This is a genomic window from Kitasatospora sp. NPDC042419, assembly GCF_056437345.1.
The window spans coordinates 1-23281 of record NZ_JBWKAW010000025.1; the positions used below are offsets into that span (position 1 = coordinate 1).

Genomic DNA, 23281 nt, shown 5'->3' on the forward strand with positions numbered 1-23281 from the left:
CGGTCCTCAACCACTACCCCACGGCGGCGCCCCTGGGGTGGGGGGGGGGGTGGGGGGGGGTGGGGGGGGGGGGGGGGTTTGTGGGGGGGGGGGGGGGGGGGGGGGGGGGGCGGCCGCCCCCGCCCGGCCGTCAGTAGCGCTCCAGCGCCGGCGGCTGCGGCGCGGTCGAACCGGAGAGGCCGAGGGTGGCGTCGTAGGCCTTCTTCCAGTCGCCGTTGTCCTGGTGGGCCTTGAGCGCGTCGCTGATCGCGTCGCGGAGCACCTTGTCGTCCTTGTTCAGGCCGACGCCGTAGTTCTCCTTGGTGAACGGCTTGCCGACGACCTTCAGCTTGGTCGCGTACTTGGAGGCGTAGCCCTTGAGGATGGCGTCGTCGGTGGTGACCGCGTCGACCTCGCCGGACATCAGCTTCTCGACGCAGGCCGAGTAGGTGTCGAACTGGGTGATCTTCGGCGAGTACTGCTGGATGTTCTTGATCGAGGTGGAGCCGGTGGCGGTGCAGACGTTCTTGCCGTTGACCGACTCGGGGCCGGTGATGGCGGTGTTGTCGGCCTTCACCAGCAGGTCCTGGCCGGCGACGTAGTACGGGCCGGCGAAGGAGACGGTCTTCTTGCGCTCGTCGTTGATGCTGTAGGTGCCGACGTAGAAGTCGATCTGGCCGTTGGAGATCGCGGGCTCGCGCTGCGAGGAGACCAGGGTCTGCCACTTGATCTGCTGCGGGGTGAAGCCGAGGTCGGCGGCGACCATCTTGGCGATCTCGATGTCGAAGCCGCTGCGGTCGCCGGAGGCGAGGTCCTCCCAGCCGAGGAACGGCTGGTCGGACTTGGCGCCGATGATCAGCTGACCGCGCTTCTTGGCCGCGGCCAGGGCCGGCGAGTCCAGCTTGACGTCGGTCTTCACGGTGTAGGTGGGCAGTGCCGGTGCGGCGCTGCCGCCCGAGCTCGCCTTGTCGGCGCCCGGCGTGCCGTCCTTCCCGCAGGCGGCGGTGGCGGTGAGCGCGATGGCACAGAGCGCGACGGCGAGGGTGCGACGAGTCCTCATGAGGGTAGCTCCTGGGGCTTGGCCACGGTTCAACCGGGCTCTGGCGGAGGGAAATCCGGGTGCGGGCGGGCAAGCGGGCAGGCGGACCGGCGGCGGCGCCCTTGCCGCCGTCGGCCTCGGGCCGGCCCGGGGGATCAGTGGTGCAGGATCTTCGAGAGGAAGTCCTTGGCGCGGTCCGAGCGGGGCGCGGTGAAGAAGGCCTCGGGGGTGTTCTGCTCGACGATCCGGCCGTCGGCCATGAAGAGCACCCGGTTGGCGGCGGAGCGGGCGAAGCCCATCTCGTGGGTGACGACCACCATGGTCATGCCGTCGGCGGCCAGCTGGCGCATGACCTCCAGCACCTCGTTGATCATCTCGGGGTCGAGCGCCGAGGTGGGCTCGTCGAAGAGCATCACCTTGGGGTTCATCGCCAGGGCCCGGGCGATCGCGACGCGCTGCTGCTGCCCGCCGGACAGCTGCGCCGGGAACTTGTCGGCCTGGGCTCCGACGCCGACCCGCTCCAGCAGCTCCCGGGCGGTCCGGACGGCCTGGTCCCGGGCGATGCCGCGGACCTTGACCTGGCCGATCACCACGTTCTCCAGCACGGTCTTGTGCGCGAACAGGTTGAAGCTCTGGAACACCATGCCGACCTCGGCCCGCAACCGGGCCAGCTCCCGGCCCTCGGCGGGCAGCGGGCGGCCGTCGACGGAGATCGTGCCGGAGTCGATGGTCTCCAGCCGGTTGATCGTCCGGCAGAGCGTGGACTTGCCCGAGCCGGAGGGTCCGATCAGGACCACCACCTCGCCCTGGGCGATCTCCAGGTCGATGTCCTGGAGCACGTGCAGTGCGCCGAAGTGCTTGTTCACATTGCGCAGGACCACCAGGGGAGCGGCGTCGGCGCGGGAGTCCTTGCTGAGGCTCGTGGTCATCGGGCCTGCTCCCTCGTGTCGGCCCGAGGGACGAACTCCCTTGGGCTGCAATGGTGGTAGGAATCCGAGGGCCGCAGCCGGCGGAGCCGCGGCCCTCGGTGGGCTGACCATAGGAGCGCTGACGGTGCCACGTCAGCCGATCTGAGCGGAACTTGAGCATCACGATCTGGCCACGCGCCGGGCGCGGGCTGTTCACCGGGCCCCGGTACGGGCACAGTGACAACGTCCGGCGGCCCCGGAGACGGCCCCCGCGGGCCGCGGTGACAGCGGGCACCCGCCCCGGAGCACCCCGTCCCGCCCGGTTCCGGCGGGTGGCCGAGCCTGGCGTCCGGGCCCCGGCTGGCCCATACTGCGCAGGACCGGGACCTGCCCGGCAGGGGGCCGTGACGACCACGAGAGGACCCCCGGGAACGTCGGGGAGAGGAGGAGAACCGAGGTGCGACTACTGCTCGTCGAGGACGACGAACGCGTGGCCGCGGCGCTCGTCGCGGTACTGGGCCGGCACGGCTTCCAGGTCAGGCACGCCCGCAGCGGCCACGAGGCGCTCGACGCGCTCGTGCCGGACGGCAACGAGCCCTACCGCGTGGTCCTGCTCGACCTCGGACTGCCCGACCGCGACGGCTTCGAGGTCTGCAGCCGGATCAGGGCCGGCAGCGGCGTACCGGTGATCATGGTGACCGCGCGCGCCGACATCCGCTCCCGGATCCACGGCCTCAACCTCGGCGCCGACGACTACGTCACCAAGCCCTACGACATGGGCGAGCTGCTCGCCCGGATCCACGCCGTGGCCCGCCGCGGCGCCGCACCCGCCGCCGTCGCCGCCCCCGCGCCGGACACCGTGCCGCAGCAGCGCGGCCCGCTGGAGTCCCGCGGCATCGTGATCGACCGCGAACGCCGCCGGGTCAGCGTGGACGGCCGGGACGTGCCGCTCACCCGCAAGGAGTTCGACCTGCTGGCGCTGCTCGCCCAGAGCCCCGGCGTGGTCTACCGCCGCGAGCAGATCTTCAGCGAGGTCTGGCGCAGCGGCTGGGAGGGCAACGGCCGCACCCTGGAGGTGCACATCGGCTCGCTGCGCACCAAGCTCGCCCTGCCCGGACTGGTCGAGGCCGTCCGGGGCGTCGGCTACCGGCTGATCCCCGAGTGCCCGGCCACCGCTGCCGACACGCCGCCCCCGGCCCGCGCGGAGCACTGACCGCACGTGCGCAACCGCCTCCTCGGCATCCTGATCGCGCTGATGCTGTGCGTCCTCGCCGCGCTCGGGATGCCGCTCGCCGCAGCGGTCGCCGCCGCCGAGCAGAGCCGGGTCGTGGTCGACCGGCTGGACGACGCGGCCCGGTTCGCCCAGGACCTGCCCACCTCGGGCGTCTCCGGCCTGGAGTCCGCCCTCAAGGGCGACCCGCAGCCGGCCCCCGGCGACGTCAGCCGCCGGCACGCCCTGGGCAACGAGGTGGTGCGCTACCACGAGCTGTACGGGGTGCGGATCGGCATCTTCCAGCGCGACGGCATGCCGATCGCGGTCGCCCCGGCCGACTGGCGGGTGCCGACCGCGGGCTGGGGCGAGCAGGCCTTCCAGGAGGCGCTCGACGGCCGCCGCAGCCACAACCCGCCGCAGGTCTGGCCGTGGACCCCGGACCGGACGCTCACCGTCGCGACCCCGGTGGTCCGCGACGGCGACGTCGTCGCGGTGGTGCTCAGCGAGTCCCCGACCGGCGCGCTGCGCACCCGGGTCCTGCACCGCTGGCTGGTGATCGGGGCCGGCGAGGCCGCCGCGATGATCGTCGCGGTGCTGCTGGCCGTCCGGCTCACCGAATGGGTGCTGCGCCCCGTCCGCACCCTCGACCGGGCCACCCACGACATCGCCACCGGCCGGATGAACGCCCGGGTGGCGTCCGGCGGCGGGCCGCCCGAGCTGCGGCGGCTGGCCCGCTCCTTCAACGAGATGGCCGACCACGTGGTGCTCGCCCTCGACCAGCAGAAGGCCTTCGTCGCGGACGCCTCGCACCAGCTGCGCAACCCGCTGGCGGCGCTGCTGCTCCGGGTCGAGGTGCTGGGCCTGGAGCTTCCCGAGGGGCACGAGGAGGAGCTCGGCGGGGTCCGCGAGGAGGGCGTCCGGCTGGCCAGGGTGCTGGACGACCTGCTCGGGCTGGCCACCGCCGAGCACGCCCGCCCCGAGCCGGAGCCGACCGACCTCGCCGCGCTCACCCTGGCCCGGACCGACGCCTGGCGGCCGGTGGCCCGGCTGCGCGGGATCGAGCTGGCCTGGGAGGGGCCGGCCCTGGCGCTCGGGCTGGCCGACCCGATCGGCTTCGGCAGCGCGCTGGACGCGGTGCTCGACAACGCGATCAAGTTCGGGCCGGACGGGAGCCGGGTGCGGGTGCTGGTCGCGGTGCGGCGCGACGAGGTCGCGGTGACCGTCTCGGACCAGGGGCCGGGCCTCGCCGAGGAGGAGCTGGCCCGGGCCGGCGACCGGTTCTGGCGCAGCGCGCGCCACCAGAACGTGGACGGCTCGGGCCTGGGCCTGTCGATCGCCCGCACCCTGCTGCAGGCGGCGGGCGGCTCGCTCACCTTCGGCGCGGTCGTGCCGTCCGGGCTCGCGGTGACCCTCGCGGTGCCGCGGGCGGGCAGGAAGGAGCTCTAGCCGGGGCGGGCCTGGCGGGCCGGACCGGGCCGGTCGGGGCCGGGGCGGCCATGGGGGCGGTTGCGGGGGCGGTTGCCGGGGCCCTACGGCTTGACGGAGCGGTAGTAGCGCATCGCGCCCTCGTGCAGGGGGAGCGGGTCGGTGTAGACGGCGGTGCGCAGGTCGACCAGCTGGGCGGCGTGCACCTTGGCGCCGATCTGGTCGCGGCTGTCTATCACCGCCCTGGTCATGCCCTGGACCAGGTCGTCGTCGACGTCGGCCCGGGTGATCAGCAGGTTGGGGACGGCCACGGTGGCCACCGCGTCCCGGGGCTCGGCGTTGGGGTAGGTGCCCTTCGGCATGGTGGCCGCCCGGTAGGCGTCGGTGCCGCCGCCATCGACCTTGTGGACCGCCTCGGCGAGGTCGCCGAGCGGCACGATCCGGATCCGGACGTGGTCGGACAGGTCGGTCAGCGCGCTGGTCGGCAGCCCGCCGGACCAGAAGAACGCGTCCAGCTCGCCGGCCCGCAGCTCGTCGGCCGCGTCGCCGACGCCCAGGGGCACGGGCTTGATGTCGTGGTCCGGATCCAGCCCGGCGGCGGCCAGCAGCCGCTTGGTGACCAGGTTGACCCCGGAGAGCGACTGGCCGACGCCCACCCGCAGACCCTTGAGGTCGGACGCCCGGCGCACCGGCGAGGAGGCCGGGACGACCAGCTGGAGGTAGTCGTCGTAGAGCCGGGCGATCGCCCGCAGCTTCTCCCGGCCCGGGCCCGAGAACTGGGCGACGGCGTCGGCGGTGGCGATCGCGAAGTCGTCCCGGCCGTCGGTCACCCGGGCCAGGTTGTCGATCGACCCCTCCGAGTTGTCCAGCCGCAGCCGCACCCCCGGCATCGCCTTGGTGACGTGGGCCTCCAACAGCTGCCCGTACCGGTCGTACACCCCGCGCTTCACCCCGGTCGCGAGACCGGTGTACCCCTGCGGGTAGCCGGGCGAGCGGCTCTCGGAGAGCCACCAGCCGCTGAGGCCCGCAGCCACCAGGACCAGCACCAGCAGCACCCGCCAGAGCGGGCGGCGGGTCGCCGTCCGGACGGCGGCGCCGGGGCGGGAGCGGGTGTCGGGGGTCATGCAGGGATAGTGCCAGGCGCGTGCGGCGAACGGGAGGGGGAAAGTCGTTCGCGGCTGCCCGTACCCTGGTCGGGTGAGTGGTGACAGCGGATCGAAGAGCTACAGGGTCGTCACGTACGGCTGCCAGATGAACGTCCATGACTCCGAGCGGCTCTCGGGCCTGCTGGAGGACGCCGGGTACGTGAAGGCCGGGCAGGACGGTGACCCCGACCTGGTCGTGTTCAACACCTGCGCGGTGCGGGAGAACGCCGACAACAAGCTGTACGGCAACCTCGGGCAGCTGGCGCCGGTCAAGACCCGCCACAAGGGCATGCAGATCGCCGTCGGCGGCTGCCTGGCGCAGAAGGACCGCGACACCATCGTCCGGAAGGCCCCCTGGGTCGACGTGGTGTTCGGCACCCACAACATCGGGCACCTGCCGGCGCTGCTGGAGCGGGCCGCCGTCGAGCGCAAGGCCCAGGTCGAGATCCTGGAGTCGCTGGAGACCTTCCCCTCCACCCTGCCCACCCGCCGCGAGTCCGCGTACGCCGCCTGGGTCGCGATCTCGGTCGGCTGCAACAACACCTGCACCTTCTGCATCGTCCCGGCGCTGCGCGGCAAGGAGGAGGACCGTCGCCCCGGTGACGTCCTCGCCGAGATCGAGGCGCTGGTCGACGAGGGCGTCATCGAGGTCACCCTGCTCGGCCAGAACGTCAACGCCTACGGCTCCGACCTGGGCGACCGCGAGGCCTTCTCGAAGCTGCTGCGCGCCGCCGGGCAGATCGAGGGCCTGGAGCGGATCCGCTTCACCTCGCCGCACCCGCGCGACTTCACCGACGACGTGATCGCCGCGATGGCCGAGACGCCGAACGTGATGCACCAGCTGCACATGCCGCTGCAGTCGGGCTCGGACACCGTCCTCAAGGCGATGCGCCGCTCGTACCGCCAGGAGCGCTTCCTGGGCATCATCCGCAAGGTGCGGGAGGCGATGCCGGACGCCGCCATCTCCACCGACATCATCGTGGGCTTCCCCGGCGAGACCGAGGAGGACTTCGAGCAGACCATGCACACGGTCCGCGAGGCGCGCTTCACCAACGCCTTCACCTTCCAGTACTCCAAGCGCCCCGGCACCCCGGCGGCCGACATGGCGGACCAGATCCCGAAGGCCGTCGTCCAGGCCCGCTACGACCGGCTGATCGCCCTCCAGGAGGAGATCTCCTGGGACGAGAACAAGAAGCAGGTCGGCCGCACCCTGGAGGTCCTGGTCGCCGAGGGCGAGGGCAAGAAGGACGACCGGACCGACCGGCTCTCCGGCCGCGCCCCCGACAACCGGCTGGTCCACTTCACCCGCCCGACGGAGCCGGTCCGCCCCGGTGACATGGTCACCGTGGAGATCACCTACGCGGCTCCGCACCACCTGCTGGCCGAGGGCCCGACCCTCGCGGTGCGCCGGACCCGGGCCGGGGACGCCTGGGAGAAGCGCCAGGCCAAGCCCGCCGCCAAGCCGGCCGGCGTGATGCTGGGCCTGCCGTCCGTCGGAGCCCCGGCGGCGCTGCCGCTCGCGGCCCCGGCGGGCGGCTGCTGCGGCGACTGACCGTGCCCCGAGCGCGGCGGCCCGGCGGGATCACGGATCCTGCCGGGCCGCTCGCGTTGTTCGTTACAGTGATCCACATGCTGGTTGCCGCCGCCGTCTGCCCCTGTCCGCCACTGCTCGTCCCGGAGGTCGCCGCCGGGGCGGCCGCCGAGCTGGAGCCGCTCCGCGCGGCCTGCGACGAAGCGGTCGCGGCGGTCCTCGCCGCCGCGCCGGAACTGCTCGTGGTGGTCGGCACCGGGCCCGAGGCCGAGGTGTGGACCGAGGGCGGGGCCGGCTCCTTCCACCGGTACGGGGTGCCGCTGGTGGCCGCACTTCCGGGCGGCCGGGCCGAGGGGCCGGAGCTGGCGCCCGCGCTGACCGTCGGCGCCTGGCTGCTGGAGCGGGCCGGGACGACCCTGCCGACGCACGCCTGCGCGGTGCCCGCGGACGCGCCCGCCGACCGGATGCTCGGGTTGGGCCAGGGCCTGGCCGGGCTGGCCGACCGGGTCGGGCTGCTGGTGATGGGGGACGGCAGCGCCTGCCGTTCGCTGAAGGCGCCCGGCTACCTGGACGAACGGGCCGAGGGATTCGACGCCGAGCTGGCGCGGGCGCTGGGTTCGGCGGACACCGCGGCGCTGGCCGCGCTGGACGCGGAGCTGGCCGCCGAGCTGAAGGCCGAGGGGCGGGCGCCCTGGCAGGTGCTGGCCGGCGCCGCCGAGGGGGTCGGCCTCACGGCGCGACTGGGCTACCAGGACGCGCCGTACGGGGTGGGGTACCTGGTCGCCGCCTGGAGCTGAGGCTCGGGCCGGGCCCCGGGCTCCGGGCCCCGGGTTCCGGGCTCCGGTCCCGGGTCCGCGGGCGGCCGGCCCCGGTCGCCGAGGGCTGCCGGGCCGGCCGCCGCCCGTCAGACGGCCGGGCCCTGCGGGCCGTCGGTGGGAGCCCCGTTCGCGGGGGTGCCGGGACCGGGGGTGCCGGGGCCGGGGGTGCCGTTCACGGAGGTTCCGGGACCGGGCGCCGGGGGCTTGTGGGCGAAGTCGTCGACCGCGCCCTTGGCCTTGCTGGTGCCGTGCTCGATCTTCCCGGAGTACTTGCCCTTGGTGGCCTTGTCGATCGCGCCGCCGGCCTTGTCGACCGCGTTCTCGATCTGCTCGCTGTGCTTGCCGGCGAACTCGCTGGCCTTGCCCTTGAGCTCCCCGGCCTTGCCCTTGAGGTTGTCCATCAGACCCATGGCGCCTCACCCTTCTCTCGCTGTCTCTCTCACAACGTCCGTCACGGGCGAACCGTTCGCAACGGTTCGGTGTGGCCGAAAACGGATGCAAACGGTCATATGGTCGCCCGGTCGGCCGGGCCGGACGGGCAGGGCCGTCGGCGGGTCGGCGCTTTTGGCAGACTTGACCGGTGAGCAGCTCTCCCGCCGTCCCGTCCGCCCGGCCCGTCGAGCCCGGCCGGCCCCGCGTCGTCTCGGTCGTCGGCGCGACCGCCGCCGGCAAGTCCGACCTGGCCGTCGCCATCGCCCGAGTCCTCGGCGGCGAGGTGATCAACACCGACTCGATGCAGCTCTACCGGGGCATGGACATCGGTACCGCCAAGCTCACCACGGAGGAGCGCGGCGGGATCCCGCACCACCTGCTGGACATCTGGGACGTCACCGAGGCCGCCAGCGTCGCCGAGTACCAGCGGCTGGCCCGGGCCGAGATGGACCGGCTGCTCGCGGCCGGCCGCACCCCCGTCCTGGTCGGCGGCTCGGGGCTGTACGTGCGGGCGGCGATCGACGAGATGGAGTTCCCCGGGACCGACCCGGAGGTCCGCGCCCGGCTGGAGGCCGAGCTGGCCGAGGCCGGCCCGTACGTGCTGCACCGCAGGCTGGCCGGGCTGGACCCGGCGGCCGCCGAGGCGATCCTGACGAGCAACGGGCGGCGGATCGTCCGGGCGCTGGAGGTCATCGAGATCACCGGGCAGCCGTTCACCGCCAGCCTGCCGACCAACACCGCCGTCTACGACGCGGTGCAGATCGGCGTGGCGGTGCCGCGGTCCGAGCTGGACGAGCGGATCACCCTGCGGGTGGACCGGATGTGGCAGGCCGGGCTGCTCGACGAGGTGCGGGCGCTGGAGGGGCTCGGGCTGCGCGAGGGGAGGACCGCCTCCCGGGCGCTCGGCTACCAGCAGGTGCTGGACCACTTCGCGGGGGAGTGCACCGAGGACGAGGCGCGTGCCGAGACCGTCCGGGCCACCAAGCGGTTCGCCCGCCGCCAGGAGTCCTGGTTCCGCCGCGACGACCGGATCCACTGGCTCGCCCGCCCGGCCGGCACCGACCCGGTCGGGCTGCTGGACCGCTCGCTCGAACTGATCGACCGTCAGGAACCCGCCGTCCGGTAGGCGCTTTCCGGCCACCTGGCAGTGCAGCTGCGCGCGCAGACGGCCGTGCAGGACGAACCGGCGGTCACGACCGGATCACGTGATGGCCACGGATCACCCGACGACCCCGGTCAGGCCCGGAACGCCCCCCTGGACATGCCATCATCGATGCCATAAGGGATCGACCCGGCGGGTCGATCGTGCCCGGCCGCGAGTCCCACTCGTGTCGAACTGTCAGGGGAGGCCGCGTGTCGACGGGTACCGGCCCCGAAACCGGCCAGGGTGCCGCGTCGAGGAGCGGCAGCGCCGCCACGGCGCAGGCCGACGGCCTCGACGCCTCGACCCTGCCCGACCTGCCGGTGCTGCCCGGGCTCGACGCGCCCACCTCGTACGCGGTCGCCCTGCCGGCGCTGGACACCCGCGCCCCGGCCGGAGCCGTGCACGAGCGGGAGATCCGCCCGCGCCGCCGGCTGCGCTGGTGGCAGACCCTGCCGATCGCGCTGCTGGCCACCGCCGGCTCGCTGATGTTCGCCTTCCCACTGGCCTTCGGCTCGGCGGGGACCGGCTCGGCGATGATCGGGATGCTCGGCCTGCTGCTCACCGCGGCCTCGGTCGGCTGGGGCGCGATGGCCGCCCGGCACGCCGGCTACAAGTGGCCGGGCCTGCCGCGCCGCGGCACCGGTGAGCGGGCCGGGTGGAAGGCGATCGTGATCTACACGCTGATCGTGCTGGCCGCCTGCGCGCTGGCGCTCTGGCGGGTGGTCCGGCTCTCCGGCCGGTAGGGTCGGTCGGTCGTTCCCGGCCGGCGGCGCCTGTCCGCGGTGGTGTCCTTCCGCGAGGTGCGCGGCCGCCGAGGTGCCCCTCCGTGAGGTGACCGGCCGTCGAGGCGCCCGTCCGCGTCCTGGAACCGGAGCGCGGCGGTCCGGGCCGGCTCGGTAGCATCGGGAGGGTGACCGCATCCTCCGCTCAGCCCGCCGGCCTCCCCTTCCTCAAGGGGCACGGCACCCAGAACGACTTCGTCATCCTCCCCGACCCGGACGGCCTGCTGGCCATCGGCCCGCGTGCCGTCGCCGCGCTCTGCGACCGCAGGGCCGGGATCGGTGGTGACGGGCTGCTGCGCGTGGTGCGCGCCGCCGCCGATCCGGCCTCGGCCGACCAGGCCGACCGGGCCGAGTGGTTCATGGACTACCGCAACTCCGACGGCTCGATCGGAGAGATGTGCGGCAACGGCGTCCGGGTATTCGCCCGCTACCTGGTCGAGGCCGGGCTGGCCAAGCCGGGCGAGCTGGCGGTGGCCACCCGGGCCGGGGTGCGGACGGTGCGGGTCGCCGAGGACGCCGAGGACGGCACGCCGGGCGAGGTCACCGTGGACATGGGCCGTGCGGCGCTGCCCGGCCCGGACGGCATCGAGGTCGCCGTCGGCGAGCGGCGCTGGCCGGCGCTGAACGTCAACATGGGCAACCCGCACGCGGTGGCCTTCGTCGAGAGCCTGGACCACGCCGGCGACCTGCTGAAGGCGCCGGCCACCAGCCCCGGGGGCGCCTACCCGGAGGGCGTCAACGTCGAGTTCGTGGTGGACCGCGGACCGCGCCACGTCGCGATGCGCGTGCACGAGCGCGGCTCGGGCGAGACCCACTCCTGCGGCACCGGTGCCTGCGCCGTCGCGGTGGCCGCCGCCCGCCGGGACGGCGTCGACCCGGCGGTCACCGGCGAGGCCGTCACCTACACGGTGGACGTGCTGGGCGGCCGGCTGGTGATCACCGAGCACCCGGACGGCCGGGTGGAGAAGACCGGTCCGGCCGTGATCGTGGCCCGTGGCGAGCTGGACCCGGGCTGGCTGGCCGCACTGGAGGGGTGACACCCGCGCGCGGCGGCGGACGGGCCCGCGCCTGGCGGCGCGGCCCGGACGGTTGCCCATTCCGTATGCGGCCGAATCCTCCCGTTCGGGTGATACCGATGACGGACGGGAAGCAGGGCATCGCGGAACGTGCTCTGCTCGGTAGCATGGACCACCGGGTCGGCCCAAGCTCCCGGTGACCGCTGCCGGAGGTGCCGATGACCATCGAAGCCGGGCAGCCCCTGGCGGGGCAGCCGACGTCCGCACGGCAGGCCGGGCCCAGGCGGCCCCTCGGGGGGCTGGGTCGGGCCGCCCTCGGCCGCGCCGGTCGGGCCGCGCTGCTGGCCACCGGCCGCCCGCCGGTGCCGGACGCCCTCGAACCGCTGGTCCAGGCCCACCGGCGGCACCACCCGCAGGCCGACCTCGGTCTGCTCGGCCGTGCCTACCGGCTGGCCGAGGCCAGCCACCGCGGGCAGAAGCGGAAGAGCGGCGAGCCGTACATCACCCACCCGCTGGCCGTCACCATGATCCTGGCCCAACTAGGCGCCGAGACGACCACCTTGGTCGCCTCCCTGCTCCACGACACCGTGGAGGACACCGAGTTGACGCTGGATCAGGTCGGGGCCGGGTTCGGTCCCGAAGTCGCCTACCTGGTCGACGGGGTGACCAAACTGGAGAAGGTCGACTTCGGCGCGGCCGCCGAGGCCGAGACCTTCCGCAAGATGCTGGTCGCCACCGGGGACGACGTCCGGGTCATGGTGATCAAGCTGGCCGACCGGCTGCACAACATGCGCACCATCCGGCACATGAAGCCGGCCAGCCAGGTGCGGATCGCCAAGGTCACCCGGGACGTGCTGATCCCGCTGGCCGAACGGCTCGGCATCCAGGTGCTCAAGGCGGAGCTGGAGGACATCGTCTTCGCCACCCTGCACCCCGAGGAGCACACCCGCACCCGCGCCCTGCTCGCCCGCCACGAGGCCGGCCAGGACACCCTGCTGGAGCCGTTCGCCCGGACCCTGGGCCGCCAGCTGGCCGAGGCCGGGGTCGCCGCCGAGGTCACCGTCCGCCCCCGGCACTGCGTCTCGCTGCACCGGGTGCTGCTCAAGCGGGCCGCCGCGCCCGGCCCGGACGGCCGGCCCCAGGGGCCGCAGCCGGCCGACTTCGGCCGGCTGCTGGTGGTGGTCGAGGAGAACGCCGACTGCTACGCCGTGCTCGGCGAGCTGCACACCTGCTGGACGCCGCTGCCGGGCGAGTTCAAGGACTTCGTGGCCGCCCCCAAGTTCAACCTGTACCAGTCGCTGCACACCGCCGTCGCGCTGTCCGGCGGCGAGGTGGTCGAGGTGCTGGTGCGCACCCGGCGGATGCACGAGGTCGCCGAGACCGGCGTGGTCGCGCTCGGCGACCCCCGGCAGCCCGGCGTCGACCAGGGCGCGGACGAGCTGGACCGCACCGACCCGGCCAGGCCCGGCTGGCTCTCCCGGCTGCTGGAGTGGCAGCAGGAGACCCCGGACCCGGACGCCTTCTGGTCCGCGCTCACCGCAGACCTGGCCGGGGACCGCGAGATCACCGTCGTCACCGAGCACGGCGAAACGCTTCAGCTGAGGGCCGGCGCCAGCTGCGTGGACGCCGCCTACCTGATCGGCGAGGAGACCGGCCACCGGTGCATCGGGGCCCGGGTCAACGGCCGGCTCACCGCGCTCTCCACCGTCCTCCAGGACGGCGACCAGGTCGCCATCCTCACCGACGAGCCCGCGGCACCGGACGGGTCCGGGCCCCCCGGGGGCGCCGGCGGCGCCCAGGCCGGGCCCGGCCCCCACCGGGCCGAACCGTCCGGCCCGGCTCCCGAGTGGCTGGCGCACGCCCGCACGCCGGCCGCCCGGCTGGCCATCGAACGCTGGCTGGCGGACCACCCGCCGCGCCGTCCGGTGGTCCGCACCGGCCCCTCCGCCGGGCAGCCGGCGCCGCCCGCGCACCGCGCCGCCGCCGACCGGCCGGCCGCCCCGGTCACGGTCGCCGGCCGCCCCGCCGCGCCGGTCCGGCTGGCCCGCTGCTGCACCCCCGTGCCGCCCGACGAGATCGCCGGCTACCCGATCCGCGGCGGCACGGTCGCCGTGCACCGGGCCGGCTGTCCGGCGGGGGAGCGGATGCGGGCCGACGGCCGCGGCGCGCTGGAGGTCGGCTGGCGGCCCGGCGGCGCACCGCCCGCGGGCTACCGGGCGACCCTGCGCGCCGAGGCCCTGAACCGGCCGCGGCTGCTCGCCGACCTCACCGCCGCGATCTCGGCGGAGGGCGTCGGGATCGTCTCGGCCGAGGTCGAGCCGCCGCAGGAGCTGCGGGTCCGGCACACCTACACCGTCGAGCTGCCCGATCCGGCCGCGCTGGCGGCCGTGCTCCGGGCCATGCTGAGGGTCTCCGGGGTGTACGACGTCAGCCGCCCGCACGCCCCGGCGGGCGGCGGCCCCGGGCGGACCCCGGCGGCCGGCGCCGCACCGGGGGAGGCGCCGGAGGAGGGGCCGGGCGACGCGGCCCGGGGAAATGGGGATGCCCCGTCCGCGCCGGGCGTGCGAACATCATGGGGAATTCACGGCCGGACCGCGGCGTTGACCGGGCAGAGAAGTCTCAGCCCGTTCCGCGGCCCCGAGGGGTAGCTCACACCTCGCCCGAGTGGTAGACGGGGCGGCAGCTGGGCAGACTCCGGGCACGACCGTCCGTACGGTCGCGCACAGGCCACCCGAGAACCAGCAGCCTAAGGACAGAATGACCTCCACGTTCGACACCCGCGACCACGCCGACGCCCCGCGCCGCACGGACGGTCTGCGGGCGGAAGCCCTCATGGACGAGGACCTCGCGGCCATCGACGAGGACCTCGGCCACCACTACGACGGCGACCAGTACGACCGCAGCGAGCGTGCCGCGCTGCGCCGCGTCGCCGGCCTCTCCACCGAACTCCAGGACGTCACCGAGGTCGAGTACCGCCAGCTCCGGCTGGAGCGCGTGGTGCTCGTGGGCGTCTGGACCGACGGCACCGCCGAGGAGGCGGAGAACTCGCTCGCCGAGCTCGCCGCGCTGGCCGAGACGGCCGGCTCCGAGGTGCTGGACGGTGTCATCCAGCGCCGGGACAAGCCCGACGCCGCCACCTACATCGGCTCCGGCAAGGCCAAGGAGCTGCGCGACATCGTCGCCGCCACCGGGGCCGACACCGTCGTCTGCGACGGTGAGCTCACCCCGGGCCAGCTGATCCAGCTGGAGGACGTGGTCAAGGTCAAGGTCGTCGACCGGACGGCCCTGATCCTCGACATCTTCGCCCAGCACGCCAAGTCCCGCGAGGGCAAGGCACAGGTGTCGCTCGCGCAGATGCAGTACATGCTCCCGCGCCTGCGCGGCTGGGGCCAGTCGCTCTCCCGGCAGATGGGTGGTGGCGGTTCCGGTTCCTCCGGCGGCGGCATGGCCACCCGTGGTCCCGGTGAGACCAAGATCGAGACCGACCGGCGCCGGATCCGCGAGAAGATGGCGAAGCTCCGCCGGGAGATCGCCGACATGAAGAAGGGCCGCGACACCAAGCGGCAGGAGCGGCGGCGCCACCAGGTGCCGTCGGTGGCGATCGCCGGGTACACCAACGCCGGCAAGTCCTCCATCCTCAACCGGCTGACCGGCGCGGGCGTGCTGGTGGAGAACGCGCTGTTCGCCACCCTCGACCCGACCGTGCGCCGGGCGCAGACGCCGAGCGGCCGGGTCTACACCCTGGCCGACACCGTCGGCTTCGTCCGGCACCTGCCGCACCACCTGGTCGAGGCGTTCCGCTCCACCATGGAGGAGGTCGCCGAGGCCGACCTCATCCTGCACGTCGTGGACGGCTCGCACCCCGAGCCGGAGACCCAGCTGGCCGCCGTCCGCGAGGTGGTCGTCTCGGTCGACGCGCAGAACGTGCCCGAGATCGTGGTGATCAACAAGGCCGACGCCGCCGACCCGCTCGTGCTGCAGCGGCTGCTGCGCCGCGAGCCGCACGCCATCGTGGTGTCGGCCCGCACCGGCCAGGGCATGGACGAGCTGCTCAAGCTCATCGACGACGAGCTGCCGCGCCCGGCCGTCGAGGTGCAGGCGCTCGTCCCGTACACCCAGGGCGGCCTGGTCTCCCGGGTGCACGCCGAGGGCGAGCTGCTGGCCACCGAGCACACCGCGGAGGGCACGCTGCTGCACGCCAAGGTGCCGGCCGAGCTGGCCGCGGAGCTGGAGCGCTACACCGTGGCGCTGACGCCGCAGGGCTGAGCCCGCACGCCGACGGGCCCCGGTCCCCTCCCTCGGGAGGTGGACCGGGGCCCGTCGGCGTTCCTGCGGCCGCTCGTGCCGGCGGCTACTTCTTCTTGGAGATCCAGTCCAGCGCCTGCTTGGCGACCGTCTCCAGGTACGGCCCGCTCAGCGAGGTGTGGTCCTGGGTGCCGATCGAGGTGTTGGAGACCAGGGCGGTCTTCCCGTCCGGCATCGGGGCGAACCAGCCGCCGCCGCTGGAGCCCTGGGTCATGTTGCAGCCGATGGTGAGCATCGACGGGCGCTTCGGGTCGAAGGAGAGCCGGGTCGGCTTGCCGCCCTCGCACCGGTAGAGCTCCTGGCCGTCGAACGGCTTGTAGAGCGGGTAGCCGACGGCCGCGACGGCGAGCTTGTCGCGCGGGGCGTCGAACCAGACCGGGACGGCCGAACCCACCGTCTCCTCCAGCGACTTGCCGGTCTCGTTCTGGTTGCTCACCCGCATGATCGCGAAGTCGTACTGGCTGGCCGCGTCACCCGTGCCGCCGCCCTCGACCAGCCACTGCGGCGAGGTCACCACGTCCTTCGCCCACCAGGTGCCGAGCGGTGCCAGCTCGGCGAGCGGGGCCTTCTTGCCGCCGCTGGAGGCGCCGGAGTTGTTGTAGGCCGGGACGAAGACCAGGTCCTTGAAGTACTTGCCGCCCTTGCCCGGGTGGACGCAGTGGCCGGCCGTCCAGACCAGGTTGCTCTTGCCCGGGTGTGCCGGGTCGGTGATCACGGTGGCCGAGCAGTTGCCGCGACCGCCGTCGGCGGAGAAGAAGATCTTCCCGGAGGGCTGCTTGGTGTACGGGCGCGGCACCGGGACGGCCTTGACCACCGGCGGCTCGGGGTCGGTGACCCCGGCGTCGTCGGCCGGCTTGGCGGTGGGCGGGGCCGGGTCGGCCGGCTTGGAGTCGCCCATCTTGTCCGGGTTCCAGAAGTCCTTCACGATCGGGTTGTTGAAGACGTTCTTGGACGCCCACTTGTCCCAGTCGTCGAACGTCCACTTCGTCAGGTCGTCCCAGCTCTTCGGCAGGCCCTCCAGCAGGCCGGTCGGGAGACCCGTCGGAAGCGTGATGCCGCCCCCCACGGCCCCCGTGGCGGTGGCGCTGCCCGAGGCGGGCGGCGGCGCGGCGGTTCCCCCGCCGCCGGAGGGTCCGTCCGGACCGCAGGCGGTGACGGCGAGCAGGGTTCCCGCGGCGAGGGCCGCGGCCACGGCTGACCGGTGGATCGCTGGCATGGAGTGCTTCCCCCTGGTAGATCGGCGTGCGGGCGGCGGGCCGCCGCCTTGGAGTCTCCCACTGGGCATCAGGACGGCACCGGCCGACCCCCGGGTTCCGGGTGCGGCGGGCGGTCACCGATCTGTGACGTGGACCGCCCGGGCGCGGTGACGTAGTCCCGCCCGGCTCGTTGGCACGACGGGCCCTCGCTCCCTCCTGAGTGGTGAACAACCGGCGTTCTTCACTCGGACGAGTGAGCCGTCCTTGTGATCACCCGTCAGGGATAGGTAACCCTTACCTGACGCGACGGTGCGAGCGCCCGCCGGTTCCTCTCCACCCCACGCGCGTCGGCATCCCACGCGCCCCAAGGAGCAGCATTGAGCACCGCCCTCACCGGAGCACCGCCCGACGCCCCGGCCCCCGCGGCCGTCCCCGTCCCGGCGGCCGCAGCGTCGGCCTCCGTCCCGGCCCCCGCCCCGGCGACCGCCGCCCCGGCCGACCGGCTGCTCCACCCGGACCCGGCCGTCGCCGCCGAACAGGCCGCCATGGAGGCCCTGTTGCGCTGCTGGGCCCGCGAGACCGGCGCCGCCCCCGGCTCGGACGGGCACCTGCGGATCGCCGTCCTCGGCGGCGCGGCCCGGCTCTCCGCCCCGGTCCGTCACTGGTCCCCGGCCGGCTGGCACCGCTTCGGCCCGGCCACCCTCGCCGCCGGCCCGGACACCGCCGACGCCCCGGTGGACGCCGTCACCGCCGCGGCGCTGCTCGCCGCCGCGGCCGCCGACCGGCCCGACCCCGGGCGGATCGCCGACCTCGCCGCCCGGGTCGCCGACTCGGTCGTCCGCACCGCCGACATCCTCACCCACCACCGGGCCGCCCCCGCCCCGCTCGCCGGCGGACCCGAGGGCTCGCGGTTCCTCGCCGCCGAACAGTCCCTGCTGCTCGGCCACCCGCTGCACCCCACCCCGAAGAGCCGCGACGGCCTCGGACCCGCCCAGAGCGCCGCCTATTCGCCCGAACTGCACGGCTCCTTCCGACTGCACTGGTACGCCGTCGACCGGGAACTCCTCGCCGCGGGCTCCGCCCTCACCGAGAGCGCCGACCGGATCACCGCCCAACTCCTCGGCGACCCCGCCCAGCTGCCGCCCGGTACCGCCGCCCTCCCGCTGCACCCCTGGCAGGCCCGCGAACTGGCGCACCGCCCGGCCGTCGCCGCCCTGCTCGCCGAGGGCCGGCTGCACGACCTCGGCCCGGTCGGCGCGGCCTGGTACCCCACCTCCTCGGTGCGCACCGTCTACCGGCCCGGCACCCCCTGGATGCTGAAGCTCTCGCTCGGCCTGCGGATCACCAACTCCCGCCGGGAGAACCTCCGCAAGGAACTCCACCGCGGCCTGGAGGTGCACCGGCTGCTGGAGAGCGGCCTCGGCGCCGAGTGGCGGGCCGCCCACCCCGGCTTCGACGTCGTCCGCGACCCGGCCTGGATCGGCGTCGACCACCCCGGCCTCGGCGACCCGGGAGGCCTGGACACCGTGCTGCGCGCCCAGCCCTTCGCACCCGCCGACCGCGTCCACTGCGTGGCGGGCCTGGTCGCCGAGCACCTGCACGGCACCCCCGCCGCCATCGCCGCCGCCGGCACCGTGCCGTCCCGGCTCGGCGACACCCTGCGCGCGCTCGCCGCCCGCAGCGGGCGCCCGCTGCGCACCGTCGCCGCCGAATGGTTCCTGCGCTACCTGGACGCCGTCGTGCTGCCCGTCCTCTGGCTGGACGGACAGGCCGGCATCGCCCTGGAGGCGCACCAGCAGAACAGCCTCGTCCTGCTCGACGCCGAGGGCTGGCCCTGCGGCGGCCGCTACCGCGACAACCAGGGCTACTACTACCGGCAGAGCGCCGCCGAGCGGCTCACCGCCCGACTGCCCGGCCTCGGCTCGCAGAGCGACACCTTCCTCGACGACCGGGTGATCGACCACCACTTCGCCTACTACCTGGGCATCAACCACGTCCTCGGCCTGATCGGCGCCCTCGGCTCCCAGCAACTCGCCGACGAGACCGTGCTGCTGGCCGCACTCCGCCGGTTCCTCTCCGGGCCGGCCGCCACCGCCACCGGCTCCGCGCTGCCCGCCCTGCTGCTGGACGCGCCCGTGCTGCCCTGCAAGGCCAACCTGCTCACCCGCATCAACGGCATGGACGAGCTGGTCGGCCCGGTCGCCACCCAGTCCGTCTACGTCGAGATCCCCAACCCGGTGGCCGGCGCGTGACCATGCTCGACGAACCGACCGGCTGGGGCGCCATGCCCACCCCCGCCGGCGAGTTCAGGCTCCGCCCGGTCCGGCTCCCCGCCGACCTCGCGCTGCTCGCCCGCTGGATGAACGACCCCGAGGTCGACGCCTACTGGGAGCTCGCCGGCCCGCCCGCCGGCACCGAACGGCACGTCCGCGCCCAACTCGACGGCGACGGGCGCAGCGTGCCCTGCCTCGGCCTGCTCGACGACGCCCCGATGAGCTACTGGGAGGTCTACCGCGCCGACCTCGACCCGCTCGCCGCGCACTACCCCGCGCGGCCCCACGACACCGGCCTCCACCTGCTGCTCGGGCCGGCGGCGAGCCGCGGCCGGGGGCTCGGCACCGCCCTGCTGGCCGCGCTGGCCGCCCGCGTCCTGCGGGAACGCCCGCGGTGCGAGCGGGTGGTCGCCGAACCCGACGTCCGCAACCGGCGCTCCGTCCGGGCCTTCGCGCGGGCCGGGTTCCGGCTCGCCGCCGAACTCGACCTGCCCGGCAAGCGCGCCGCCCTGATGGTCCGGGAGCGGGGCCCCGACCCGGCCCGCGCCCCGGACCCCGCCGCGTCCGGGGTCCCCGGCCCCGTCCCGCCCGGGGGCCCGCGCCCCGCCACCCCCGGCGGACCGGACGGCGCCGCGCTCCGCGCCCGGTCCGGTCCCGCACCCCGCCAAGTCCCGCACCCCGCCTAGGACACCTCCCGACTCATGGACACCCCAGCAACCCCGACCGGGCCGTACGACCTGCTCGGCGTCGGCATCGGCCCGTTCAACCTCTCACTCGCCGCACTCGCCGAGCCCGTCCCCGGCCTGCGCACCCTCTTCTGCGACCGGCGCCCCGAGTTCCGCTGGCACCCCGGCATGCTCGTCGACGGGGCCCGGATGCAGGTGCCGTTCCTCGCCGACCTGGTCTCGCTGGCCGACCCGACCAGCCCCTGGTCCTTCCTCAACCATCTGCGCGAACAGGACCGGCTCTTCCCGTTCTACTTCACCGAACGCTTCCAGCTCACCCGCCGCGAGTACGACCACTACTGCCGCTGGGCCGCCGAGCGCCTCGCCAACTGCCGCTTCGCCACCGAGGTCACCGCCCTGCACTGGGCCGGCGACCGGTACCGCGCCGAGCTGCGGGACACCGCCACCGGACGGCTCAGCACCGTCGAGGCCCGCCACCTGGTGCTCGGTGTCGGCACCCGGCCCGTCCGCCCCGAGGCCTTCGCCGCCCTCGACGGCCACCCCGCCGCCTTCCACTCCGCCGACTACCTCGACCGGCGCGACGGACTGGCCGGAGCCCGGGACGTCACCGTGGTCGGCAGCGGCCAGTCCGGTGCGGAGGTCTTCCTCGACCTGCTGCGCCGCCACCACGGCGACGGCGTCCGGCTCCGCTGGCTCACCCGCACCCGGGCCCTCGCGCCGATGGAGTACTCCAAGCTCGGCCTGGAGCACTTCACCCCCGACTACACCCGGTACTTCCACGGCCTGCCCGAAGGCGTCCGGGACAGCCTCGTCGAGGCCCAGTGGCAGCTGCACAAGGCGGCCTCCGCCGAGACCCTCGCCGAGATCCACGACCACCTGTACGAGCGGACCGTCGGCCGGCCGATCGGCGCCACCCCGGTCGAGATCACCCCCGGCACCGCCGTCACCGACGCCCGGACCGGACCCTGCGGCGGGCTCGAACTCCACTGCCGGCACACCGACTCGGGCGTCGAGCACGTGCTGCGCACCGACGCCGTGGTGCTCGCCACCGGCTACCGGGCCGCCCGCCCGGCCGCCCTGGAGCCGCTCGCCCACCTGGTCGACTGGGACGGGGCCGGCCGTTACCGGGTCGACCTCGACCACCGGGTGGCGATGCTCCCCGAGGTCACCGGCGGTCTGTACGTCCAGAACGCGGAACTGCACACCCACGGCGTCGGCACCCCCGACCTCGGGCTCGGCGCCCACCGGGCCGCGGTGATCCTCAACGCCGTGACCGGTCGGACCGTCCACCGGCTGCCCGCCCGCACCGCCTGGACGGGCTTCGCGCCGCCCGCGGCGGGCCGCGCGGGCGGCCCTCCCGCAGACCGGGCCCTCGGCCGGCCTCTCGACCAGACCCTCGACCAGCCCCTCGACCGGGCCCGGGACCGTTCCCCCGAGCACACCCCCGCCGCCGACCACACCCCCGCCGTCCCCCGACCCCAGGAGCCCACCCGTGCCGCAACAGCCGGCCGCTGAACCGCCGCTGTACCTGCCCCCGCAGCTCACCGCCGGGAACTGGCAGCGGGCCGGCCGCGTGCTGCTGGCCAAGATGCTCGGCGAGTTCGCCTACGAGGAGCTCATCACCCCCGAGGAGGCCGGCACCCCCGCGGCCGCCCCCGGCGGGCGCGGTGCCGACGGGCGCGGTGCCGACGGGACCGGTGCCGGCGGCGCCTACCGGCTCGAACTGCCCGACGCCGAGTACCGCTTCACCGCCCGCCGCGGCGCCTACGGGAGCTGGTTCGTCGACCCGGCCACCGTCCACTGCACCCGGCCCGACGGCCTCGACCCGCTGCGCCTCCTGCCCCACGCCCGGCACACCCTCGGCCTGAGCGGCGACACCACCGGCCACCTGATCCGCGAACTCACCGCCACCCTGATCGCCGACGCCCACCTCCTGGCCACCGGGCTCACCGCCGCCGAACTCGCCGACCTCGGCCACACCGAGCTGGAGGGCCGGCAGGGCGGCCACCCGTGGATCGTCCCCAACAAGGGCCGGATCGGCTTCTCCGCCTCCGACGCCGCCCGTTGGGCCCCCGAGGCCCGCACCCCGCGGCCACTGCCCTGGATCGCCGTCCACCGCCGCCTCGCCGAGTACCGCGGCGTCCCCGGCCTGGCCGACCCCGAACAGCTCTACCGCCGCGAGCTGGACGACCCCGCCGCCCTGCGCGCCCCGCTCGGCCCGGCCGCCGACGACTACCTGCTGCTGCCGGTGCACCCCTGGCAGTGGGACGAGACCGTCGTCCCGCTCTTCGCCCCGTGGATCGCCTCCGGTGAGATCGTCCCGCTGGCCGGGGACGGGGACCTCCGGCTGCCCCAGCAGTCCATCCGCTCCTTCTTCAACCACAGCCGGCCCGACCGCTGCACGGTCAAACTGCCGCTCGCCATCCTCAACACCCTGGTCTGGCGCGGCCTGCCGACCGAGCGCACGCTGGCCGCGCCCGCCGTCACCGCCTGGATCCACGGCCTGCGCGACGCGGACCCGTTCCTGCGCGACGAGTGCCGGGTGGTGCTGCTCGGCGAGATCGCCTCCGTCACCGTCGACCACCCGCTCTACCGCGAGCTGCCGGAGGCGCCGTACCAGTACAAGGAGCTGCTCGGCGCGATCTGGCGCGAACCGCTCGGCCCCGCCCTGGACCCCGGCGAGCGCGGCCGCACCCTGGCCGCCCTGCTGCAGACCGGCACCGACGGCCGGGCGCTCGCCGCCGAGCTGGTCGCCCGCTCCGGGCTCACCCCCGCCGAGTGGGCCGGCCGGCTGTTCTCCGCCATGCTGCCGCCCCTGCTGCACTTCCTCTACCGGTACGGACTGGTGTTCTCCCCGCACGGGGAGAACGCGATCGTCGTCTTCGACGAGCACGACGTGCCGGTCCGGCTGGCGGTCAAGGACTTCGTCGACGACGTCAACCTCAGCGACCAGGACCTGCCCGAACTGCGCGACCTGCCCGCCGAGGTGGACTCCGTACTGCTGCGCGAGGACCCGCAGGGCCTCTGCCAGTTCCTGCACTCCGGGCTCTTCATCGGCGTCTACCGGTACCTGGCGCCGCTGCTGGAGGCGCAGAGCGGCCTGCCCGAGGCGGCGTTCTGGGCGCTGCTGCGCGCCGAGATCCTCCGGTACCAGGAACGCTTCCCCGCACTGGGCGAGCGGTTCGCGCTCTTCGACCTGTTCCGGCCGCGGATCGACCGGCTCTGCCTCAACCGCAACCGGCTGCTGCTGGACGGCTACGGAGACCGTCCGCACCGCCCGCACGCGGCCCGGCACGGCACCGTCCCCAACGCGCTCGCGCAGGAGCGTGAGGCGCCGCTGCCCGGGCGACGGGACCGGATTGTCACCCCCGCCCCGTAGGCTGGGACGG

Annotated in this window: 17 protein-coding genes and 1 pseudogene; 13 read left to right on the forward strand and 5 right to left on the reverse strand. The window is 74.7% G+C overall.

The annotated features are described in order from the left end of the window. Window positions 1–130: 130 nt before the first annotated feature. Together AC067J_RS33165 and AC067J_RS33170 are read right to left on the reverse strand one after the other, a co-directional pair. Window positions 131–1039 carry a glutamate ABC transporter substrate-binding protein gene (locus AC067J_RS33165; RefSeq protein ID WP_478305554.1) on the reverse strand — a complete coding sequence of 303 codons (909 nt, stop codon included), beginning with the start codon at window positions 1037–1039 and terminating at the stop codon, window positions 131–133. A gap of 134 nt (window positions 1040–1173) precedes the next feature. Next, window positions 1174–1947, reverse strand: coding sequence for an amino acid ABC transporter ATP-binding protein (locus tag AC067J_RS33170; protein ID WP_478305556.1), 774 nt, complete (start codon window positions 1945–1947; stop codon window positions 1174–1176). 436 nt (window positions 1948–2383) lie between these two features. Between AC067J_RS33170 and AC067J_RS33175 the strand changes: the two genes are divergently transcribed. Together AC067J_RS33175 and AC067J_RS33180 are read left to right on the forward strand one after the other, a co-directional pair. Then, a complete protein-coding gene (locus AC067J_RS33175; RefSeq protein ID WP_478305558.1) occupies window positions 2384–3139 on the forward strand; it encodes a response regulator transcription factor in 756 nt (251 codons plus the stop codon). A gap of 6 nt (window positions 3140–3145) precedes the next feature. After that, window positions 3146–4585: a sensor histidine kinase gene (locus AC067J_RS33180; RefSeq protein ID WP_478305560.1), complete on the forward strand. Its 1440-nt coding sequence runs from the start codon at window positions 3146–3148 to the stop codon at window positions 4583–4585. An 83-nt stretch (window positions 4586–4668) separates the two neighbouring features. Here the strand turns inward: AC067J_RS33180 and AC067J_RS33185 are convergent, their stop codons facing one another. After that, a complete protein-coding gene (locus AC067J_RS33185) occupies window positions 4669–5688 on the reverse strand; it encodes a TAXI family TRAP transporter solute-binding subunit (RefSeq protein WP_478305562.1) in 1020 nt (339 codons plus the stop codon). A gap of 73 nt (window positions 5689–5761) precedes the next feature. Between AC067J_RS33185 and miaB the strand changes: the two genes are divergently transcribed. Then, window positions 5762–7261 (forward strand): tRNA (N6-isopentenyl adenosine(37)-C2)-methylthiotransferase MiaB, encoded by a 1500-nt coding sequence (miaB, locus tag AC067J_RS33190; RefSeq protein WP_478305564.1) that lies wholly within the window; start codon window positions 5762–5764, stop codon window positions 7259–7261. Between the two features lie 77 nt (window positions 7262–7338). Beyond that, entirely contained in the window at window positions 7339–8037 is a 699-nt protein-coding gene (locus AC067J_RS33195; protein WP_478305566.1) for a class III extradiol ring-cleavage dioxygenase family protein, read from the forward strand. A 107-nt stretch (window positions 8038–8144) separates the two neighbouring features. Here the strand turns inward: AC067J_RS33195 and AC067J_RS33200 are convergent, their stop codons facing one another. Beyond that, entirely contained in the window at window positions 8145–8468 is a 324-nt protein-coding gene (locus AC067J_RS33200; RefSeq protein WP_478305568.1) for an antitoxin, read from the reverse strand. A 170-nt stretch (window positions 8469–8638) separates the two neighbouring features. Between AC067J_RS33200 and miaA the strand changes: the two genes are divergently transcribed. The 5 genes from miaA (at window position 8639) to hflX (ending at window position 15698) form a co-directional block, all read left to right on the forward strand. Continuing rightward, on the forward strand, window positions 8639–9616 hold the full coding sequence (gene miaA, locus AC067J_RS33205) for a tRNA (adenosine(37)-N6)-dimethylallyltransferase MiaA (protein ID WP_478305570.1): 978 nt from the start codon (window positions 8639–8641) through the stop codon (window positions 9614–9616). A 227-nt stretch (window positions 9617–9843) separates the two neighbouring features. Next, on the forward strand, window positions 9844–10377 hold the full coding sequence (locus AC067J_RS33210) for a hypothetical protein (RefSeq protein ID WP_478305572.1): 534 nt from the start codon (window positions 9844–9846) through the stop codon (window positions 10375–10377). A gap of 167 nt (window positions 10378–10544) precedes the next feature. Next, window positions 10545–11453, forward strand: a complete 909-nt coding sequence (gene dapF, locus AC067J_RS33215; RefSeq protein WP_478305574.1) for a diaminopimelate epimerase — start codon at window positions 10545–10547, stop codon at window positions 11451–11453. A gap of 197 nt (window positions 11454–11650) precedes the next feature. Next, on the forward strand, window positions 11651–14080 hold the full coding sequence (locus AC067J_RS33220; RefSeq protein WP_478305576.1) for a RelA/SpoT family protein: 2430 nt from the start codon (window positions 11651–11653) through the stop codon (window positions 14078–14080). 109 nt (window positions 14081–14189) lie between these two features. After that, window positions 14190–15698 (forward strand): GTPase HflX, encoded by a 1509-nt coding sequence (hflX, locus tag AC067J_RS33225; RefSeq protein ID WP_478305578.1) that lies wholly within the window; start codon window positions 14190–14192, stop codon window positions 15696–15698. A gap of 85 nt (window positions 15699–15783) precedes the next feature. On the opposite strand, the gene AC067J_RS33230 is transcribed toward hflX, so the two are convergent. Then, the gene (locus AC067J_RS33230; protein ID WP_478305579.1) at window positions 15784–16953 is read right to left on the reverse strand and encodes a trypsin-like serine peptidase; all 1170 of its coding nucleotides are present in this window, start codon (window positions 16951–16953) and stop codon (window positions 15784–15786) included. A 357-nt stretch (window positions 16954–17310) separates the two neighbouring features. Between AC067J_RS33230 and AC067J_RS33235 the strand changes: the two genes are divergently transcribed. The 4 genes and pseudogenes from AC067J_RS33235 to AC067J_RS33250 all read left to right on the forward strand — a co-directional run bounded on the left by AC067J_RS33235 (window position 17311) and on the right by AC067J_RS33250 (window position 23271). Next, window positions 17311–19185 carry an IucA/IucC family protein gene (locus AC067J_RS33235; protein ID WP_478305581.1) on the forward strand — a complete coding sequence of 625 codons (1875 nt, stop codon included), beginning with the start codon at window positions 17311–17313 and terminating at the stop codon, window positions 19183–19185. After that, window positions 19077–19733, forward strand: a pseudogene (locus tag AC067J_RS33240) (GNAT family N-acetyltransferase); the annotation flags it as partial. The gene AC067J_RS33235 and the pseudogene AC067J_RS33240, both read left to right, overlap by 109 nt. Before the next feature lie 174 nt (window positions 19734–19907). Beyond that, the gene (locus AC067J_RS33245; protein ID WP_478305582.1) at window positions 19908–21407 is read left to right on the forward strand and encodes a lysine N(6)-hydroxylase/L-ornithine N(5)-oxygenase family protein; all 1500 of its coding nucleotides are present in this window, start codon (window positions 19908–19910) and stop codon (window positions 21405–21407) included. Beyond that, on the forward strand, window positions 21385–23271 hold the full coding sequence (locus tag AC067J_RS33250; RefSeq protein WP_478305583.1) for an IucA/IucC family protein: 1887 nt from the start codon (window positions 21385–21387) through the stop codon (window positions 23269–23271). Before AC067J_RS33245 ends, AC067J_RS33250 begins: the two co-directional genes overlap by 23 nt. Window positions 23272–23281 lie beyond the last annotated feature (10 nt).

What these genes read in the sequence shown, in the direction of transcription:
- AC067J_RS33230 (WP_478305579.1), bottom strand. Translation starts at nt 16,953, where the DNA reads ATGCCAGCGATCCACCGGTCAGCCGTGGCCGCGGCCCTCGCCGCGGGA.
- AC067J_RS33165 (WP_478305554.1), bottom strand. Translation starts at nt 1,039, where the DNA reads ATGAGGACTCGTCGCACCCTCGCCGTCGCGCTCTGTGCCATCGCGCTC.
- AC067J_RS33245 (WP_478305582.1), top strand. Translation starts at nt 19,908, where the DNA reads ATGGACACCCCAGCAACCCCGACCGGGCCGTACGACCTGCTCGGCGTC.
- AC067J_RS33200 (WP_478305568.1), bottom strand. Translation starts at nt 8,468, where the DNA reads ATGGGTCTGATGGACAACCTCAAGGGCAAGGCCGGGGAGCTCAAGGGC.
- AC067J_RS33220 (WP_478305576.1), top strand. Translation starts at nt 11,651, where the DNA reads ATGACCATCGAAGCCGGGCAGCCCCTGGCGGGGCAGCCGACGTCCGCA.
- AC067J_RS33185 (WP_478305562.1), bottom strand. Translation starts at nt 5,688, where the DNA reads ATGACCCCCGACACCCGCTCCCGCCCCGGCGCCGCCGTCCGGACGGCG.
- hflX (WP_478305578.1), top strand. Translation starts at nt 14,190, where the DNA reads ATGACCTCCACGTTCGACACCCGCGACCACGCCGACGCCCCGCGCCGC.
- AC067J_RS33195 (WP_478305566.1), top strand. Translation starts at nt 7,339, where the DNA reads ATGCTGGTTGCCGCCGCCGTCTGCCCCTGTCCGCCACTGCTCGTCCCG.
- AC067J_RS33170 (WP_478305556.1), bottom strand. Translation starts at nt 1,947, where the DNA reads ATGACCACGAGCCTCAGCAAGGACTCCCGCGCCGACGCCGCTCCCCTG.